Source organism: Mucilaginibacter sp. Mucisp86 (assembly GCF_047324315.1).
Classification (GTDB): Bacteria; Bacteroidota; Bacteroidia; order Sphingobacteriales; family Sphingobacteriaceae; genus Mucilaginibacter.
Map to the genome: position 1 here is coordinate 6,610,144 of NZ_CP168503.1, position 17,655 is coordinate 6,627,798.

The following is a 17,655-nucleotide window of genomic DNA, read 5'->3' on the forward strand; positions in this document are numbered from 1 at the left end:
ATATCATCTATTCAATATCATGACCGCGGGAAAACAAGGATCAGGCATATTCAAGAAATTTATCATAGCGCTTGTAGTCGTTATCGTAGTACTTTTGGGTTTTACAGGGTTTAATTATTATCTTAAATACTTTGGCCCTAACGTTACCGACAAGCAGGAGTATTTATACATCCACACAGGTGCTACTTTCAGCGATGTTTTTAAAACCATTCAGGATGAGGGCATTGTTAAGGATACTGTTTCGTTTGCGTGGGCTGCCCGTAACATGAATTATACCACCCGTGTTAAACCGGGTAAATATCGCCTTCACCAAGGATTAGGTAACCGTAAGCTTATCAATATGCTGGCCTCAGGAACACAGGAACCTGTTAAGGTTGAATTTCACGGCTTAAGGCTAAAAGAACAATTTGCAGGGTTTATCTCAAAAAAAATCGAACCTGATTCAATGGCCATCATCAGGCTGCTTGATTCGGCAAGCTTTGTAGGCAAGTACGGTTTTACTACTGATAATGTTTATACTGTGATCATGCCCGACTCGTACCAGATGTATTGGAATACGAGCCCGGAAAAGTTCTTTAAAAGGATGTATGATCATTATGAAGCCTTTTGGACACCAGAACGTAAACAACTGGCGGCTGCTATTAATCTGACTCCGCAGGAAGTATCCATCCTGGCATCCATAGTGGATGCAGAAGCGCTGCATGACGATGAAATGCCGGCAGTTGCAGGCTTATACCTGAATCGCCTTAAAAAAGGCATGAAACTGGAAGCTGACCCTACTGTGATCTTCGCGCTGAATGATTTCACCATTAAACGCGTGCTTACCCGTTACCTTTCATATAATTCACCATACAATACTTACCTGCATACTGGTTTGCCTCCGGGCCCTATCATGATGCCATCTGTTAACGCTGTAAAAGCAGTATTGAACTATCAAAAAAGCGATTACATATACATGTGTGCCAAAGCCGATTTTTCGGGCTATCATGCATTTGCAACCAATGTGGCCGACCATTTGGTGAATGCACATAAATTTCAGCAAGCCCTTAACGAGCGTAACATCCGCAGGTAATGTTTGAGCACACTACCAAAATAAGGGTGCGCTACGGCGAAACCGACCAAATGGGTTATATGTACTACGGCAACTATGCCGAGTTTTATGAAGTTGGCCGTGTTGAGATGCTCCGTAGTCTTGGCCTTACGTATAAAGGCATGGAAGAATCAGGTATTATGATGCCTGTTCTTGAACTTAAATGTAAGTACCTTAAACCGGCTTTGTATGACGAGGAGATCAGCATTAGGGTAATCATGGATAAACTGCCCGGTATCCGCATCCATTTCAAATATGAGCTTACAAACCCCAAAGGTGAACTTATTAATACCGGCGAAACACTATTGGTTTTTATCAACATGAAGGCCAACCGCCCATGCCTGCCACCACAGGATTTTACTGATAGATTAATGCCCTTTTTTAAGTAGATTTGGTGTAAATGAAATGGCTGCACCGCTTTTTATTACGGTTTACGTTTTACAGGTACATCATTGAGTGGACAAAGTCTGTTATCATTCCGGGTTTCAGGCCGTTGCCGCTATATACCGTTATTGATTTTTTTGTTAAGGAGATCACCAACAACTCCCTTATTAACCGTGCTTATGCTTTAGCCTACAGCTTTATGCTGGCCATTTTTCCGGCTACCATCTTCTTGTTTACGCTTATCCCTTACGTACCCATTAAACATTTCAGGGGTAACCTGATGATGGTGCTGGCCTCTGTAATGCCTACAAACGCCTATATGGCCTTCAGGGAAACTCTTTTTGATATCGTAAGCAACCAAAATGGCAAATTGCTTTCATTTGGTTTCCTGTCAACTTTATATTTTGCAACCAACGGGGTTATCAACCTGATGAAAGCTTTTAATAAATCTTCATTAATTGAAGATAAACGGAGCTGGCTTAAACGCCGCCTGGTGGCCACGGGGATTACAGTAGCCATAAGCTTTGCGTTACTGCTGGCAATTGCCATACTTATCCTGGGGCAATCTATCATCCATTTTATCCAATCGCATGTAGCATCCACAAATCACTTTTGGGTTTACCCCGTAATGTTGTTCAGATGGGTGATTATTGTCGTGATTATTTTTGTAACTATCGGTTGCCTTTACCGTTACGCCCCCGCGCATAAAAAGAAATGGAATTTTGTAAATCCCGGATCCATACTGGCTACAGCGCTGGCAGTTTTAACCTCGCTGGGGTTCTCTTACTACATCAACAATTTTTCATCGTATAACAAAGTTTACGGGTCTATCGGTACGCTCATTGTTGTGATGATCTGGATGTATATAAACTCATTAATTTTGATCATCGGGTTTGAATTAAATGCATCCGTAGAACTTTCCAAGCGCACAATCCGAATCGTAAAACCCAGATTCAATACTTTTCGGGCAAAAAAAACCGATCAATCTAAAAATTAACTTTTTGTTAATCAGTGATTTATATAGATTATTTAACTAAATTAAAAAAAGTACAATTCAAATTTGGCAATTCGGTTCAGATTTGTACTTTTGTCGCCGGAGAGTTGGCAGAGTGGTCGATTGCGGCAGTCTTGAAAACTGTTGAACTGTGAAAGGTTCCTGGGGTTCGAATCCCTAACTCTCCGCCAGACATCAATTAGGATCAAAAAGCGCTGTAAAATTATTTACGGCGTTTTTTGTTTTTAACCCACTGGCGTTTCTATCGAAAGCGTATCTAAAATGCTCGGCCATACCAATATCAAAACAACTCAGCACTACGCGAAAATCCTTGATATGAAAGTCGCACAGGACATGTCTAAACTTAGGCAGCTTGATAGTTGCAATTAGCGCCCTCAACGCTGATCGTCAAACAATGTTTTCCCTGTTTTTTCAATAAGTGATTCTTCTTTCTCAAAACATGCCTGCCTATTTGATTTATCATTTCATTAGGATTTAACTCCTGTTTAAAGCACAATGTGGCGGTCATTATTTTGGTGAAAACGGATATCAAAATCTGTATACACATGTCACCGAAACGTTATAAAGTTCGCGGTAACCATATCACCGGGGGCAGGCAGAAGGCTCATCAACGCATTTTGCAACCTCCTAAAAAACTCCATTAGCCATATTAGAAAAGAAAGATATGCAAAAGCATCGCTGATCACGGAGTTTCCGCAGGCTATAAGAAATCTACCTCCGCAGCCATTCGATCCTGCAAATGACCTGTTATGAGGGGAGGCTAAAAGAAGCCTGCCTTCGGACAACGCATTGTAAATAAGCCTATAAGATTCAGAACCATCTTTACAGGACGATACAATTATTATTATCCGCATACTTGCATTTTGAATTTTTAATATTATTTTTATAACACCAGACATAAACCCATAATCTCTATTATCGCTTGCTTTTGCTGTCCTGTATTTTCCTTTGGGAAAACTATCTTTCAGTAGTTGCCTGCGGCAGAACAGATTACTTGAGTTTATAAACCTAAACAGTCCGCAGACCTAACACTACTTATGCCAGAATGTATTGTTTTATCGCTTCCCCGTAATGTGCAAGAAGGGGAGAAACATTTATTCGCCTCATTTCTGTCTTTCAAAACTCCGCAAATAAAGGTTAAAAATTTAAAAAACGTATTTGTAACAAACAGCGGTTTTTGCCTTAACGATAGCGGCCTCGTTAAAGAATCACATCACGCATATCCAGCACACCTCGATAAATATTTGAAAGAGGCTAGTTTCTATTATTACGATGCACTTGACAATCCAGATAAACTTGTATACCTCGAAAGTGAGGATCGCTTTTTAATGATTCACCATCCCTGGTTTATGTATTACCATTGGCTATGTGAATCGATATTCAGACTTTGGGCGGTCAAAGACAATCTGTCACAGCTCATACTTTTATTGCCTGAAGAATACGCAGGCATCGATTTTGTGAACAAAACCCTGCTACCTTTTGGCATCGGAAAAATCTTTTACATTCCCAAGGGGAAAAGCTTAATGGTAAGAAATTTATGCCTTCCGCAAATTAAGCCGTTCATAGAATCTTATGATTATAAACTCCTCCTGCAGGTCAGGGACTTCTATCTGAATTATGTGACCAGTAATTATACCTATAACTTTAATCTCGGCGACCGACTTTATATAAGCAGGGAGAAGGCAGCAAGAAAAAAGATCATTAACGAACCCGAATTAGTCCCGGTTCTGGAGAGATATGGTTTTAAAGTCATATATAACGAAGATTATGACTTTTTTGAACAGGTAGCGATTTATTCCAGGGCGAAATGTGTGATCTCTATCCATGGCTCCGGTTTGACCAATATGCTTTTTATGCCCCCAGGGGGCGTTGTTTTTGAGTTCCAGAAACGACTGACAAATAGCAGGGATTGGCATAGCGTTGCTTTTTGGAGCCTATCTGAGGTATTAAAACATCATTACTACCACCAGATATGCGAACCATCAGATATACAAGCGGACTATTTTACTGCCAATTATGTCGTTGACATAAACCTTTTCGAAAAAAACATGGAATTATTAGCTCTGGATTTGAAATAATTTTTTTCGTTTCTTAAAACAACCCACCAATGAAAAAACTTTACGGACTGTTACCGGCCGCCGGGCATGGTATGAGGATGCGCCCCTTTAGATATCCTAAAGAGCTGCTTCCTGTTTATTATGAATCTGTCAACCAGGATGAATATGTGCGCCCTAAACTACTTATTGAACATTCGCTCAAAGCATTTTCGTTGACCGGAATCCAGGATATATATGTCGTTGTACCTGAATGGAAACCGGAGATCATGCGATACCTCGAAGATGGAAAACAATTTAATCACCATATCGCCTATTTATACAACGGTAAGGCAGCAGGTTTAGCCGACGCGCTGTTATCCGGTTATTCCTGGCTGAAAGATAAATACACGTGCTTTGCCATGCCTGATACGCTATTTTCTCCGGCGAATGGATTTGAAAGTTTGCAGCAAATGATGGATGAAAAGAATGCCGATCTCGTATTAGGAGTTTTTCCCACGAACGAACCGCAACATTTCGCCCCGGTGGAGTTCACTAGCGATCAGCGTGTTATTGGCACCGAAGAAAAACCGGCGTCTACCGCATTTAATAACACCTGGGGAATTGCCTTATGGAGTCCTGCTTTTTGGGAATTTTTTAAAAATGAAAATGAAGACCTTGAACATGGCATATCCGTTACGCAGACGTTTGATAAAGCGGCCAAATCTGATCTAAGGGTATATTGTGTCTATTTTGAGCATGGTTGGTACAAAGACGTTGGGAGAATTGACAACATCACAATAGCTTAATGCGCAAAAGCCATTTCAGTTTTCTCCATGTATAAAACCATTAACAGACTTTAAAGGAACCTTTACGCACAACCTGAGATAAGGCAATTAACAGGCCGGGATTGCTGCGGAGGAGCAGGATGGCGGTGCATCTGCAGCGCCGACTTTAATTGCTGCAGCATGTGTGGATGTTAAAGCCTACATTCTTAAAATCCGGGATTCTCACGAGTTCCCGGATTTTAAGAATAAAAGATGAAACTTTAAGAAACGACGGGGTTGCGATCAGAACGGGACTTAATCGAACATAACGTATAAATTGAGAAATATCGCGAAAGATGAGACGTTTTAAGACATATATTCATATAATGCCACGGCAGATAATCAAGATTGGCCAGAGTGTCGCCAGAAATGACCGATCAGGTTTAAAACATACAACTTGGAAAGTTCGCTCAAACCGATCTGATAACAAAAGGTTTCTATGAATTTTTTTTTTCCTTCGCCGGAGATTAGTTTTTGTCCCTGTATCAGCCAAGTTGATAATATTATTTGATCTTCCAATGATGATTCTTCATCAACAGGATTATATGCGCAAAACGATTGTAAAATATGCTGATTATGAGTTGCGGCGTCTGCCGAGTCTTCTAATACCTGGCCAATAGTTTCCGAATCGCTGGACGCCCCCAAATCGTTTATAAGCTGCTTTACCATGGAATCAAAAAAGGCATTAGTTTGCGTATCAACATGGTTAGAGATCAATTTAAGTAACAGATGCGTGGCCAAATTAATGATGTCTTCCATCTCTTCAATTTGCCCGCTTAGAAATTGATTTAGAATCATACGCGACGTAGCCCTGGTAAAATCTAATAAAGGGCTTGCATCGGCTAAGAAATAAGTATCATAATTGTTGATTTCAAAGGAATTATTAGCGTAATTCATCCAGATACTTTTGCCCGGGGTGAACCTGATTGATGGTTCCGAGGATGGCATCTCTGCCAAAAAGTGTAAGACCTGGGTTCTGAAGCTATTGATAAGAACTGTCTTGTACCCCTTCTCCGGTTCCAGGATTAACTTAATATGATCCCCACGGTAGTTCGACAGGAATATATAGAAATGTGCGATAAAAACCTGGTTTTGTTTCAAAAAAGGAGCGATAACATTTCTGATCAGTTCCTGCCAGGCTTGATCTGCATAGTAGATGGAAAATCGAATGAGTGCCCGGTTAGTCATTATATTTTAGGAACAAGCTCCAATAATTCACCCTGTCCATACCCTTCCGTATTCACCGAACTTCTGTTGACATAGCTTTCATGAAAAAAACATTTTCTCCGGTTATCTATTTCTGATTTATTAATGATCAATTGATCAAATACATTACGATCTGACACTTCAAAAAATATTCTGTCCCGGTAATTTATGGCACCTTCAGCAACTTTAACCATCTTCATTAACTTTTGCGTATTGCCGGATAACAAATAGTTTTCCTCCTTTAAAAGCCAGGAACCTGACTGCCATCCACTAAGAAGTGAAATCTCGTTATCTTCGCTGCCTCTGAATAGTTTCCTGGCTTTAATTAATTCACTGTCTAATATCCGGCCTTTTTCATAGCGGCCGTCATTAAAAAAGAATATAACTTCTGATAAATAAGGCTTTAAATAAGCAATGTAAATTTTTTCAATATGCTTACCTAAAAATTCATTCTGATACCGTTCTATGTTGGGATGGCTGATGGCATTTAAGAACTCCGGATGCTTATCGATAAATCCATGTAGTAAACCTTTCGCTTCAAGGCGTTTATAAATATCCATATCATCATATCCGTATCCTTCCAGATGTTCATTGAACCCACGTACTTCAGCAAAGTCAGTTGCCTTTACGCACAGACGCCCCATGACGTCTCTGACACTATAATCAGGTGTCAAAAACGCATTAGGGTTTGACTTGAAATACTCACCGATGTACTGTGCAAAAAACGGTCCGGTGAAATTGTCCGCATCGATATTACATAGAACATCACCACTCGCTTTTTTGAAAGCCATATTTCTGGAATGCGAACGATTAAAATAATGTGGTTGATTGGTACGATAATACCTGACCAAACCCGTGCTGAGTTCCTTCCGGAAATTGGTGGATATCCATTCATACAATCCGTCACTTGAATTATAATCGACAATGACAAACTCGACATACGGATATGTTCGGTTATCGGAGATATTTTGAGGCAGGGTTTTACTTAAATGATGTAAACGGTTCATGCAAACCGTGCAGAAAGATATTTTCGGGTCGTTATGTTTCATAAGATAACCTTGTGCACTTCTATGTTGTACATTTAAAAGGAGAGCCTATTGAAGATTCGTCGTAAAAATGATTCCTTCTTGATGACAATTTCCATGTTGACCACGGCCCCCTCCTGATATTGCTTCGATATTTGAAAAAAATCATCCCCCCTTAGCGTAATTGTCAGAACAAGGATGGCATCGCCGGGATTACCGGATACGGACGATACCTGCGCCCGTAAACGTGCTGTGCCGTCAGATTGAAGATTCCTGCTGAGGATGACAAGCTCCTGACCGACATTGAAATTTTTAATTTCGCCGGATCGTATTTGAAATTCGAGACAATTGCCTTTGATACTCATTAGCTTCAATTTTGCCGTCACGACTTGAGGATATTGGATAGCAGACGCAGCGTAGAGGGCAATCGCTACAATAAAAAATAACAAAGTAGTTCCCCATTGAATTAGCCACTGTGGCTGCGATTCAATAATATCTGCTATATTTTTTGTATGTCTTTGGCTGGCAGACCGTATAGGTGTGTCATTTGTATCTGTTTGCATTCCTATGCTCCTAATTCTAATTGATTTTTGACCAGGCTGTAGTAACGACCTTTAGAATCGGTAAGTTCCCTGTGCGTTCCCTGTTCTGTAATAACTCCCCGTTCCAATACAATTATGTTGTCTGCATGGCTGACCGTACTTAGTCTGTGAGCAACAATAAGCACCGTCCGTCCCTTGAAAAAGGCTTTAAGGTTTTCATTGATGATATGTTCATTAGTGGCATCCAATGCATTCGTAGCTTCGTCAAAGAATATATAATGGGGATCTTTATAAACAGCACGGGCGATGAGAATACGCTGGCGTTGCCCCTGACTTATTCCGTTTGCTTCCGATCCTATCCTCGTATTCAAACCAAGGGGCAGCCCTTCTATAAAATCTTTAAGATTGGCCACATGAATGGCCCGAACAAGACGGGTCAGGTCCGGTTTGCCACTTCCGACCGCAATATTCCGTTCTATGGTATCAGAAAAAATAAAACCATCCTGCATCACCATTCCACATTGTTCCCGCCATGTTTTAAACTTTATCTGGTTAATAACTTCATCGCCAATGGTTATCGTGCCGCTTTCCGGTTCATAAAACCTCGTTAGCAACTTTAATATCGTAGTTTTACCACTTCCGCTCATTCCTACAATGGCAGTGGTCTTTCCTTCAGGTATATACAGATCTATATTCTTCAACACGGCTTCATTGCCAGCACCTGGATATCTGAATGTCACGTTGTTTATGCTGAGACTTTTATCAGTGGGTAAATGAGATATCCATTGTTTTTCTGCAGTTTCTTCATCCTGCATTTCATTAATTTCATTCAATCGTTCAAGACTAATCCTGGCATCCTGAAAATTTTGAACGAATGCCAGCAGGAGATCGACAGGATTGCTCAGTTGGCCAACAATATATTGTACGGCAAGCATTGCTCCAAGGGAGATTTGGCCATTGATAACGGCGGTGGCACTTAAAAAAGTAATCAGGAGGTTCTTCCCCTCATTGATAAAAGTTGTACCTGCCTGCTGATACTGGCTAAGTGCAATTTTCTTTACACTAAAATTAAAAAGCTTGGCCTGGATTTCTTCCCATTCCCACCTTTTTTCCTGTTCACAGTTATTCAGTTTGATTTCCTGCATACCGGTTATCATCTGAACCATGCAGCTTTGATTTTTTGCGGCAATTTCAAAGTTCTTGTAGTTAAGCACCCGTCTTTGCCTCAAAAATAAAGACACCCAAAATGTGTATAATAAACTGCCACCGGCAAAAACATAGAATATGCTTAAATTATAAAAGGCCAATACAACCGAAAATATAATTAAATTAAATACCGAAAAGACGGTCGTCAGCGCCGAACTGGTTAAAAATGTCTCGATTTGCTTTTGGTCATTCATTCTTTGCATGATATCCCCGGTCATTTTCGTATCGAAGAAACTCATCGGCAGTTTCATCAGTTTAATCAAAAAATCCGTCAGGATTGCAATATTGATTCTTGTACTTATGTGCAGGATTATCCAGGCGCGAATGAATTCGAGGCTAACTCTACCGACGATCAAAGCGGCCTGTGCCAGTAAAATCGTATTCAGATAGCTGATATTATGGGTATTGACACCGATATCAATTATTGACTGTGTAAGAAAAGGTGCGATCAATTGCAGCAGACTACCAATTAACAGACCTAAAATTAATTGAAACAATAGCTGTTTATATTTGATCAGGTATCTGAATATAAACAGCCATTGCACTCTTTCTTTTTTTTCGCCCTGCTGCTTATAAAATTCCGGGGTTGGAAAAAGAAGCAACGCTATTCCTTCTTCCTTTTCGTCATTTAACCAGTTATTTTTAAAATCGTTTTCGTTAAGCGTTATTAATCCAGATGCCGGATCTGCCAAATAATATTTGTCATTTTTTATTCTATAAAGCACGACGAAATGACTTTGCCGCCAATGAAGAATAACCGGCTTTTCAGCAAAATTCAATTGCTGTACCGTCATTTTAACACCAAGGGTCTTAAAACCGATTTTTTGTGCAGCATCGTTAAGGCCAAGCATCGAAACGCCGTCTTTATTGAAGCCACAGATATTGCTCAGTGTGCGCAATTGAAATTTACGTCCATGATAGCTCGCCACCATACGCAAACACGTAGGCCCGCAATCCATACTGTCAAGTTGCTTGTAGAATTTAAACTTCATTGCAGAAAAGAGGTGTTTTGTGATGACGGATTTTCGATGGCCCTATGCTAAAGCCCGCTGTGGTAAATTGAGGGGCTCGTGATGGCGGATTTTGCTTTTTAAAATAAATCAGGTGATACAAAAGTATTTCAAATCTATTTCGATAGTAGAGCTTTCCGTTTCTCCAGTGCAGCCTACCGGGAGTTCCTTCAATAATGAACAGGTCAAAAAAAGGTTTTATCTGGTGATTTACGGCTGCCTTTTGCACCACATGCATCATGCTTTCAACATCTGTGTTAACTTCGTAAAACATCTTTCCCGCGGAAAAGGCGTCATGGGCGAAGTTGGTTTCATCGAAACAAAAATGCTCCTTACTAGTAAATACCCGGATATAATCTTTGCTTTGCATAAACAGTCTGTTTATATGGGGTACGTTTTTATAAAGTAAAAAGCAGCCGGTCAACCAATCGGGTCTCACACTGATCAAGTCGTGCATAGTCAATAGTTCGTCACTGATGAAGTCGCGGATTTGACCAAAAATGATATCAATATCTGTATGTCCCCAAAAATCATATCCTTCAAGATAATCAGAGAATATGATACCATAAGCAGGTTTAAAATCACACAGTTTATAACCGTTAAAAAGCGCAACCTCCAATTGAAGTTTACTGCTCGCGATGGCCCTGATTTCTTTGATATCCTGCCTAATGATCTTCAGGTTTGAAGGCACCGGGCTATCGTAGCTTTCATCGTCCGTTATTATAAAAAAATCAATATCCGGATTATACGAGCAAGAGTGAACAAAGTAAACAAAATACCATGGTAATTTACCAATATAACAAGCAACAAGGCCGATACTTATTTTGCTGGATATCATAACTTAACTCGTAAGGTCGAATTTATAGCCGTCCGAAGTCAGGCAGCTACTATAATTATAGAAAGAATTATTCGATCAGCATTTACGTGATCAATTAGCATCCAGCGATTTTATATTAGCCGTTACACGCTGTTCTGTACCTCCTATAGTGTAAATTGCGTTGCACTACCTGAGCAGAGATCGAAGCGACGGGAACAAATGTGAACGGGGCCGCTTTCAATCATGATCTTTATCATTGCAATGCAATTAAAAGCATTTCAATGCTTTTAATTGCATTTTTTTATTCCTCTGAAATTCAACTATTCGCTGGTTTCGAATTCTTTGGGTTTTAGTCGAATGAACGATTAGCTGGATCAATTACATTAATATCCGCAGCCTCCGCCAGATTGTTCGCATCCTCCGTTACATACAGTTCCACAGTCAGACGTGGTTTCAATTCGCTTGGTCGCCCCTGTGCAGAGATCGAAACAGATGCAACAAGTTCCTTGTCCGCTTCCTGCCATAATTTTTTTCATCTCTGTCCGGCTAAGCACACTTTTAATGTTTTTCAGGTTCATTTTTTTCATTTTGTTAAAATTTAAGTTTATAGGTTAAAATTGATTTAAATTTCATGTTTGGGTAAAACGATCTCATTCCGAATTCATGTCAGGAAAATTCAAGCATGTATTTCAGGTCTGATACTTTGTACTGCTGCGGCAAATATGTCCCGTTCAACAACATTGTAGGTGTACCTTGTACCTTGGCGATATCGCACCATTCCCGGTGCTTTTCGATTTCCCCTTGTTCGTCACCTGTTAACTCGACAGGGTAGTTCTTCGCCCAGCTTGCGTAATTTTTTTGCTTTTGCGCGTACCAGTCTTTCAATGCATTTTTGACTATCGTTTTGTCGGCCAATTTACTTAGTGCCATCAGATGGCTTCCGACGGGAGTTGCAGGGTTTATGTCTTTCGATATAAAAACGATTCTTGCCTGTAAGTCCTTGCGTTGTTCCAACAGTTCATGTAACAGCTCATGAGCCGCAGAACAGGGCTCGCAAAACGGATTAGTAACCATCGTGATGGTATTGCTTGCTTCAGCATTTCCGAGGACAATCGACCATTCCTGATTCGGCATGATATATTTAGGTTGTTCACCCAGAATGGAACTAAAAGTATCGGTGTTATATTTAAAACTCCTTAATTGGTCTTTAAGAGTTGATGCCTGCCGAGCCTTCATGAGCAACGGTTTGGTCATCATCCATAAAGCTGCGGGTAGTATTAAACAAATAAAAGCGGTGACAAATTCGCTTGTTCCGGGTAAAGCAAATGATCGTATCGGAAAAGGGGTCAAATTGGGGATCAGTTCTATCCATAACAGGGCCTGTACAGTGCAGCACAGCAAACACCATTTTTTGATTTTAGCCTGATAATAAATAGAATAAAAAGTGTAAGGTAAACCCGCGATGTTCAGCAAAACGATAACCTCTTTTATAAAGGGCGTAAATCCTCCAAATAATAATAACAGGAGAGTCCCGGAATAATAGAAAAAGCCAACTTCACTCCATGACAGATTCGCCGAGATTTTAGCCGCGGGTGAAGATAATATAGCGTCGCAATCTACTTTTTCCCCGCTTTTACATATTTTTTGTATTAGTGGATTATTGCTATCGACGGTTTGGGTTAACAGTAATATCGAAACCGCCAGGCCGGCGATTTTAGTCAGTGTCAGGAACAAAGTCTGCCAGGTCAGGTCGCCTCCAAAAAAACCGGATTTAAATATTACGCCGGTTAAAAATATACTTAATAAAAGTAGCCCGCCAGCCTGTGGCGAAAGGACTTTGTCAAGAAATGATTTTCGGGGTTGAGATTGAACATCACCCGGTTCTTCAACTATTAAAACAACCCCGGTAAAATGTTTTTTAAACTCTGTCAGACTTTCCTTGCGTCTGTTCCATTTTCCTCCTGATAAAGCTATCCTGCCTGACTCCATCCCAGTCACCAGCAAAAATTGATTATCCGGGTAATTGGTATGCGCTATAAATGGCAAACTCAAGTCGGACAGGTCGTCAAAACTTACGTTGGCCGCGGCATTTTCGACACCCAGAACAGTCAATACGTCGCTGACTGCGAGTAAGCTGGCATATTCAGGGTGTTTCTCCAGTTCTTCAGCAATCAATGACTCGCCAATATTTTTTTTGAAATAGTTAAACAGTTCAAAAATCACCGACACTGCGTTGGGACGATTTGTGAGATAAAGCATGAATAGGTTTATAATTAGTTACAAGGTTTTTAAAACTAAATATTAAGTATCAAAAAAACAAGAATAAAATATTATTTTTTTGTACAATGTCAGGCAATAATATGCAGTAAGCCGGAAAAACAGACTTCTTCGGAAAAATTCTGCCTGATGAACCGATAAGCGGCAGCACCCTGTGATTTCCGTAACTCATAATTATCGATCAATTGTACCACTGCATTTACAAATTCTTCCGGTTGATCCGCTATTTTGATAATATCCGCAGGAATTTTACCCAGTCCGGAAGCACCGTGCGAAGTTGTTACCAGTGGCAGACCATTACCAAGCGCTTCTATGTTTTTAATCTTAAGTCCCGCTCCGAACCGTACCGGATTGATAATGATGTCGGCATCGGCATAAACATCATCCAGGTTTGCAGCAAAGCCCTTTATCATAATGTTTTTCTCAGGGGCGGATTGGAACTTTTCACACACCGTTCCAATGACATTAAGCGTGACATCATATTTCGAACGGATAGCGGGCCAGCAGTTTTCAATAAAAAAGCTTATACCATCAACATTGGGCAGATATGAACTCGCGATGAAGGTTATATTGCTGACAGCATTACGTAGTTTTTTCGGAGTGGTGACTACCGGATGAGGACTAAGAATTGTACGCTCGGGCCCTAAAACACCGGAAACTATTGTTTGATCATTGGAAGAAAGCACCATTACATGATCATAACACTGAAACAGGCGGTATTCATCTTCTTCATTCATTTCGTATAAAACGCCTTGATAATTAAAAGCGGCGAACTGTCGTGCACGTTCACTGACAATGTCATGTGCATCCAGAATCATCCTGACGTTCTCTGGAAAACAATTTAAAAAATAGCTGCTGTGTACATACTCTATAATTATCGAATCAAAGCTCCTGTTCTTTATCACAGAACGGAGCCTCCGGATGTAAGCGGTTGAGTTGAGAATCCTGTCGCTCTCTAAAATAATGAACTCTGCCTGATAGCGGTCTGCAAGATAGGTTTCCATATGTTTAGGCGCGGGTCCAGTATTAACGACAGTAAGTTTCACGTGTTTAGCAATATAACTGATCAGCGCTTCGATCCGCGCCCTGTTTCCAGAACACTTTTCCCAGAAGTTTACATCTGTTATTAAAATTACGTTTTTCATTCGGTGTCCGTTAGCTGACAGCTCTAATGGGGATTTTTAAGGGTGGTAAATCTCGGCCATAGCTTCCATCGTTGCGAAAACCTTAAAGTTCCTTTAAGATAGCGTGCTCTATGGAGTCATGCCTGAAAATATAAACTTATCCCTGTCTAAATAACATCATGATAAGGCTGGCTATTAATTGGTTTAATTGTTATAAACATATTGAAAAAATATCATATAAAACAATTTGTCGCTGTTTATTTATCTTCATTATCAATGCGATAAAGGCTGCTTTATACTAAACCAATATCAGTCACCTTTATATTTATATAGTGTTTTAAGAAAAAATTATTCTTACTTTGGATGCAATAAACCTAATCCAATCTGTCATGAAAACTAAGATCTCTTGCTTAATGATTTGCTTTAATAATCAGCAAACAATTAATCAAAGCATCGACAGCATTTTAAATCAACACTTTAAAGACTTTGAATTGCTCATTATCGATAATGCATCAGCGGACGATACCCCTCAAAAATTGAAAAGCATCGATGATGAGCGGGTAAAAATCATTTATAATGAGGAAACTCGTGACAGATCCGATTTGATTAACAAGTGGTTGCTTGACAATAAATCCAAGTATGTTTGTTTCAGCGAACCTGATATGACTTACACAAAGGACAGGCTTTTAAGACAATTTGAATACATGGAAAGCGCCCCCCGTGTTGGCGCCTCCGGAACGCAGTTGATCTTCCCAAATATTGCCCAAGCGTCGTTTGATTTCTTATGGAAGTCAAATTTCAAGAAATACATTAAAGTAGTACTTCTACATCACAATCCATTTTCATTTTCTACCATGATTTTCAGAAGATCGTTGTTAATGAAATATGGCCTGCTGTTCGATTCGACCTTCAAGAACTTATCATTTTATAATTTTATGGATGAAGCATCGCAATGTTTTTCGATAAGTTTATTGGAAGGAGATTCGGCATCGCCAGTTTTAGGCAGGAAAAAACTCGGTGAGTCCGTTCCTTCCGGGGACTTAAATGATTTGAAACGAAAACAAATCGGACGGATACTTGAAAAATACACTATAAGAGAATGGGAGGCTTATCTTAAATTATACGATGGCAGCGTTATGGCAGACCATGAATTAAATATCGCTTGTGATTTTATAAACAATATTATATGCGCCAATCAAAAGCAGAGAGTCTACCCAAGGGGCACGCTTTATAAATTCTTCAGAAGTCAGCTCATTAGTGCAGCTGCCAGACAATTCAATTCTTTGAACGGAATAACAAGGAGTCAGCTTATCAATTTGCTGATTCGGAAATTCAGCTATACATCCTATCTCGAAATTGGCACCTCAAATCCAACTCAGAATTTCGACTTGGTTCAATGTCCAAATAAAACTGCCGTTGACCCGGAGCCATTAAGAGAAGACATTATCGGCTTAACGTCAGATGCTTTTTTTGAGAACTTACCTGCTGAAAAGAAATTCGATCTTATTTTTATCGATGGCCTTCATCATGCGGACCAGGTTACAAGAGATATTGACAACGCGATAATGCACCTGGCTAAAAATGGAAGTATTGTTTGTCACGATATGCTTCCGGAAACCGAAGAGATGCAAATGGTACCAAGGATATCCGCCAGATGGATGGGGGATTGCTGGAAATCCTGGGCCCATTATCGAATGCATAAAACTGATCTTCAAATGGTAGTTGTCGACAGCGACTGTGGCCTTGGTATTATCAGACGGGGGCAGCAGGAATTATTTCCGGCGGAAGACCACGTTGATTATGCGTTTTTTGAAAGAAACAGGACAAAACTCATGAACGTAATCAGTGTTACCGATTTTTCAAAATTGTTAGAAGATGAATCTACCGTCCATGTGTTATAGCAGCTACAAACTCATTTTTTTATTAAGTGAAAACCGCTAATCCTATGCCTTCAACCGTTACAGTACCATTTCCCATAAATTTGAAAAACGAAAACAGGCATCTGTATGCCTCTCGTTTGACTTTTGAGGTGGCCCCGTTGAAAGTCAAACGCCTCAAAAATATTTTCGTATCCTTTACTGGTTTTTGTATGAACAAAAATGGACTGATAAAAGAGAGCCATCACGATTACGCAAACCAGCTAAAAGACTACCAGAGTGAAGTAAGCTATTATTACTATAATGCACTTGACCATCCCGGGAATTTAATTGAGCTCGATGGCTCTCATACTTATTTAGTGATACACCATCCCTGGTTTAACTATTACCACTGGATTTGTGAGTCAATTTTCAGGTTGTGGAGCGTTCGCGATAAACTCGATGAGTTGATATTGGTTCTTCCTGAGCACTACAAAAATGCCGATTTTATTATGGGTTCACTTGAGCCCTTTGGAGTAAAAAACATTTACTTCATTCCCGATGGCAAAAGTCTTTGGGTAGAAAGTTTGTGCCTTCCGCAGATCAAACCCATTTGTGATTCTTACAGCGCCACCGAACTAAAACAAGTCAGCAGCTTTATTCGCAACTATGTGAGGAATTCAAAAAAGATATTTTCCCAAAAAAGACCAAAACTTTATGTCAGCCGCGAACTTGCCGGACGTCGGAAGGTGATAAACGAAGAAGCCGTCCAGGAAGTTGTAAAAAAGTATGGATTCGCAGTCTTTTGCCCCGAAGAGCATTCGTTTTTAGAACAAGTAGCCATTTTCTCAGAGGTCAGGTATTTAATCGGGACACATGGTTCCGGACTTACAAATCTCCTCTTTATGGAAAGCGGTGCCGCTCTTTTGGAGCTGCATCAGAAGAATACAAACGAACTTGACTACCCTAGCCCTCTGTTTTGGTATATGGCAGAGTGCCTCAAAATAAACTATTATCATCAGATATGCCAAACATCCGGAAAGGAAGACTACTTCGAAGGGGATTATTATATTGATCCGGTTTCGTTAGAAAGCAATATCCGGATAATGCTCGGATTATGAGATTGAATACCGACGACAATCAGCTGGAGGCAGAATTAATGGTTTGTCCAGCAGACATTATTTCCTGAATTCCTGTTAAAAGTTACGGCCAGGCCCTTGTTGCTGATAGTCACATTTATTAA

At 40.1% G+C, this 17,655-nt stretch carries 14 protein-coding genes, 1 tRNA gene and 1 pseudogene; 9 read left to right on the forward strand and 7 right to left on the reverse strand.

What is annotated here, in order from left to right:
• Positions 1 to 19 precede the first annotated feature (19 nt).
• The 7 genes and pseudogenes from mltG (at position 20) to ACEN9X_RS27535 (ending at position 5,331) form a co-directional block, all read left to right on the forward strand.
• Complete coding sequence (gene mltG, locus ACEN9X_RS27505; protein ID WP_413668178.1) at positions 20 to 1,072, forward strand: endolytic transglycosylase MltG; 1,053 nt, start codon at positions 20 to 22, stop codon at positions 1,070 to 1,072.
• The gene (locus ACEN9X_RS27510; protein WP_413668179.1) at positions 1,072 to 1,479 is read left to right on the forward strand and encodes an acyl-CoA thioesterase; all 408 of its coding nucleotides are present in this window, start codon (positions 1,072 to 1,074) and stop codon (positions 1,477 to 1,479) included. The genes mltG and ACEN9X_RS27510 overlap by 1 nt, the downstream gene beginning before the upstream one ends.
• An 11-nt stretch (positions 1,480 to 1,490) precedes the next feature.
• Positions 1,491 to 2,471, forward strand: a complete 981-nt coding sequence (locus ACEN9X_RS27515) for a YihY/virulence factor BrkB family protein (protein ID WP_413668180.1) — start codon at positions 1,491 to 1,493, stop codon at positions 2,469 to 2,471.
• Between the two features lie 98 nt (positions 2,472 to 2,569).
• Positions 2,570 to 2,659, forward strand: a tRNA-Ser gene (locus tag ACEN9X_RS27520).
• A 64-nt stretch (positions 2,660 to 2,723) separates the two neighbouring features.
• Positions 2,724 to 2,858 (forward strand): annotated as a pseudogene (locus tag ACEN9X_RS27525) (recombinase); the annotation flags it as partial.
• A gap of 668 nt (positions 2,859 to 3,526) precedes the next feature.
• Positions 3,527 to 4,567, forward strand: coding sequence for a glycosyltransferase family 61 protein (locus ACEN9X_RS27530; protein ID WP_413668181.1), 1,041 nt, complete (start codon positions 3,527 to 3,529; stop codon positions 4,565 to 4,567).
• Between the two features lie 29 nt (positions 4,568 to 4,596).
• Positions 4,597 to 5,331: a sugar phosphate nucleotidyltransferase gene (locus ACEN9X_RS27535; protein ID WP_413668182.1), complete on the forward strand. Its 735-nt coding sequence runs from the start codon at positions 4,597 to 4,599 to the stop codon at positions 5,329 to 5,331.
• Between the two features lie 360 nt (positions 5,332 to 5,691).
• Here the strand turns inward: ACEN9X_RS27535 and ACEN9X_RS27540 are convergent, their stop codons facing one another.
• From ACEN9X_RS27540 to ACEN9X_RS27570, 7 genes are all read right to left on the reverse strand, one after another.
• Positions 5,692 to 6,537, reverse strand: coding sequence for a hypothetical protein (locus ACEN9X_RS27540; RefSeq protein ID WP_413668183.1), 846 nt, complete (start codon positions 6,535 to 6,537; stop codon positions 5,692 to 5,694).
• A complete protein-coding gene (locus ACEN9X_RS27545; protein ID WP_413668184.1) occupies positions 6,537 to 7,604 on the reverse strand; it encodes a glycosyltransferase family 2 protein in 1,068 nt (355 codons plus the stop codon). The genes ACEN9X_RS27540 and ACEN9X_RS27545 overlap by 1 nt, the downstream gene beginning before the upstream one ends.
• Positions 7,605 to 7,636: 32 nt before the next feature.
• A complete protein-coding gene (locus ACEN9X_RS27550; RefSeq protein ID WP_413668185.1) occupies positions 7,637 to 8,143 on the reverse strand; it encodes a hypothetical protein in 507 nt (168 codons plus the stop codon).
• 2 nt (positions 8,144 to 8,145) lie between these two features.
• Positions 8,146 to 10,320 carry a peptidase domain-containing ABC transporter gene (locus tag ACEN9X_RS27555; protein ID WP_413668186.1) on the reverse strand — a complete coding sequence of 725 codons (2,175 nt, stop codon included), beginning with the start codon at positions 10,318 to 10,320 and terminating at the stop codon, positions 8,146 to 8,148.
• Positions 10,310 to 11,176: a DUF6625 family protein gene (locus ACEN9X_RS27560; RefSeq protein WP_413668187.1), complete on the reverse strand. Its 867-nt coding sequence runs from the start codon at positions 11,174 to 11,176 to the stop codon at positions 10,310 to 10,312. Before ACEN9X_RS27560 ends, ACEN9X_RS27555 begins: the two co-directional genes overlap by 11 nt.
• 645 nt (positions 11,177 to 11,821) lie before the next feature.
• Complete coding sequence (locus ACEN9X_RS27565; RefSeq protein ID WP_413668188.1) at positions 11,822 to 13,414, reverse strand: vitamin K epoxide reductase family protein; 1,593 nt, start codon at positions 13,412 to 13,414, stop codon at positions 11,822 to 11,824.
• An 89-nt stretch (positions 13,415 to 13,503) separates the two neighbouring features.
• Complete coding sequence (locus ACEN9X_RS27570; protein ID WP_413668189.1) at positions 13,504 to 14,577, reverse strand: glycosyltransferase family 4 protein; 1,074 nt, start codon at positions 14,575 to 14,577, stop codon at positions 13,504 to 13,506.
• 368 nt (positions 14,578 to 14,945) lie between these two features.
• On the opposite strand from ACEN9X_RS27570, the gene ACEN9X_RS27575 reads away from it, so the two are divergent.
• Together ACEN9X_RS27575 and ACEN9X_RS27580 are read left to right on the forward strand one after the other, a co-directional pair.
• The gene (locus ACEN9X_RS27575) at positions 14,946 to 16,457 is read left to right on the forward strand and encodes a glycosyltransferase (protein ID WP_413668190.1); all 1,512 of its coding nucleotides are present in this window, start codon (positions 14,946 to 14,948) and stop codon (positions 16,455 to 16,457) included.
• A 26-nt stretch (positions 16,458 to 16,483) separates the two neighbouring features.
• Positions 16,484 to 17,533 carry a glycosyltransferase family 61 protein gene (locus ACEN9X_RS27580; protein ID WP_413668191.1) on the forward strand — a complete coding sequence of 350 codons (1,050 nt, stop codon included), beginning with the start codon at positions 16,484 to 16,486 and terminating at the stop codon, positions 17,531 to 17,533.
• Positions 17,534 to 17,655 lie beyond the last annotated feature (122 nt).

Excerpts from the sequence above, each read along its gene's own strand:
- mltG (WP_413668178.1), top strand. The coding sequence starts at position 20 with ATGACCGCGGGAAAACAAGGATCAGGCATATTCAAGAAATTTATCATA.
- ACEN9X_RS27510 (WP_413668179.1), top strand. The coding sequence starts at position 1,072 with ATGTTTGAGCACACTACCAAAATAAGGGTGCGCTACGGCGAAACCGAC.
- ACEN9X_RS27515 (WP_413668180.1), top strand. The coding sequence starts at position 1,491 with ATGAAATGGCTGCACCGCTTTTTATTACGGTTTACGTTTTACAGGTAC.
- ACEN9X_RS27530 (WP_413668181.1), top strand. The coding sequence starts at position 3,527 with ATGCCAGAATGTATTGTTTTATCGCTTCCCCGTAATGTGCAAGAAGGG.
- ACEN9X_RS27535 (WP_413668182.1), top strand. The coding sequence starts at position 4,597 with ATGAAAAAACTTTACGGACTGTTACCGGCCGCCGGGCATGGTATGAGG.
- ACEN9X_RS27540 (WP_413668183.1), bottom strand. The coding sequence starts at position 6,537 with ATGACTAACCGGGCACTCATTCGATTTTCCATCTACTATGCAGATCAA.
- ACEN9X_RS27545 (WP_413668184.1), bottom strand. The coding sequence starts at position 7,604 with ATGAAACATAACGACCCGAAAATATCTTTCTGCACGGTTTGCATGAAC.
- ACEN9X_RS27550 (WP_413668185.1), bottom strand. The coding sequence starts at position 8,143 with ATGCAAACAGATACAAATGACACACCTATACGGTCTGCCAGCCAAAGA.
- ACEN9X_RS27555 (WP_413668186.1), bottom strand. The coding sequence starts at position 10,320 with ATGAAGTTTAAATTCTACAAGCAACTTGACAGTATGGATTGCGGGCCT.
- ACEN9X_RS27560 (WP_413668187.1), bottom strand. The coding sequence starts at position 11,176 with ATGATATCCAGCAAAATAAGTATCGGCCTTGTTGCTTGTTATATTGGT.
- ACEN9X_RS27565 (WP_413668188.1), bottom strand. The coding sequence starts at position 13,414 with ATGCTTTATCTCACAAATCGTCCCAACGCAGTGTCGGTGATTTTTGAA.
- ACEN9X_RS27570 (WP_413668189.1), bottom strand. The coding sequence starts at position 14,577 with ATGAAAAACGTAATTTTAATAACAGATGTAAACTTCTGGGAAAAGTGT.
- ACEN9X_RS27575 (WP_413668190.1), top strand. The coding sequence starts at position 14,946 with ATGAAAACTAAGATCTCTTGCTTAATGATTTGCTTTAATAATCAGCAA.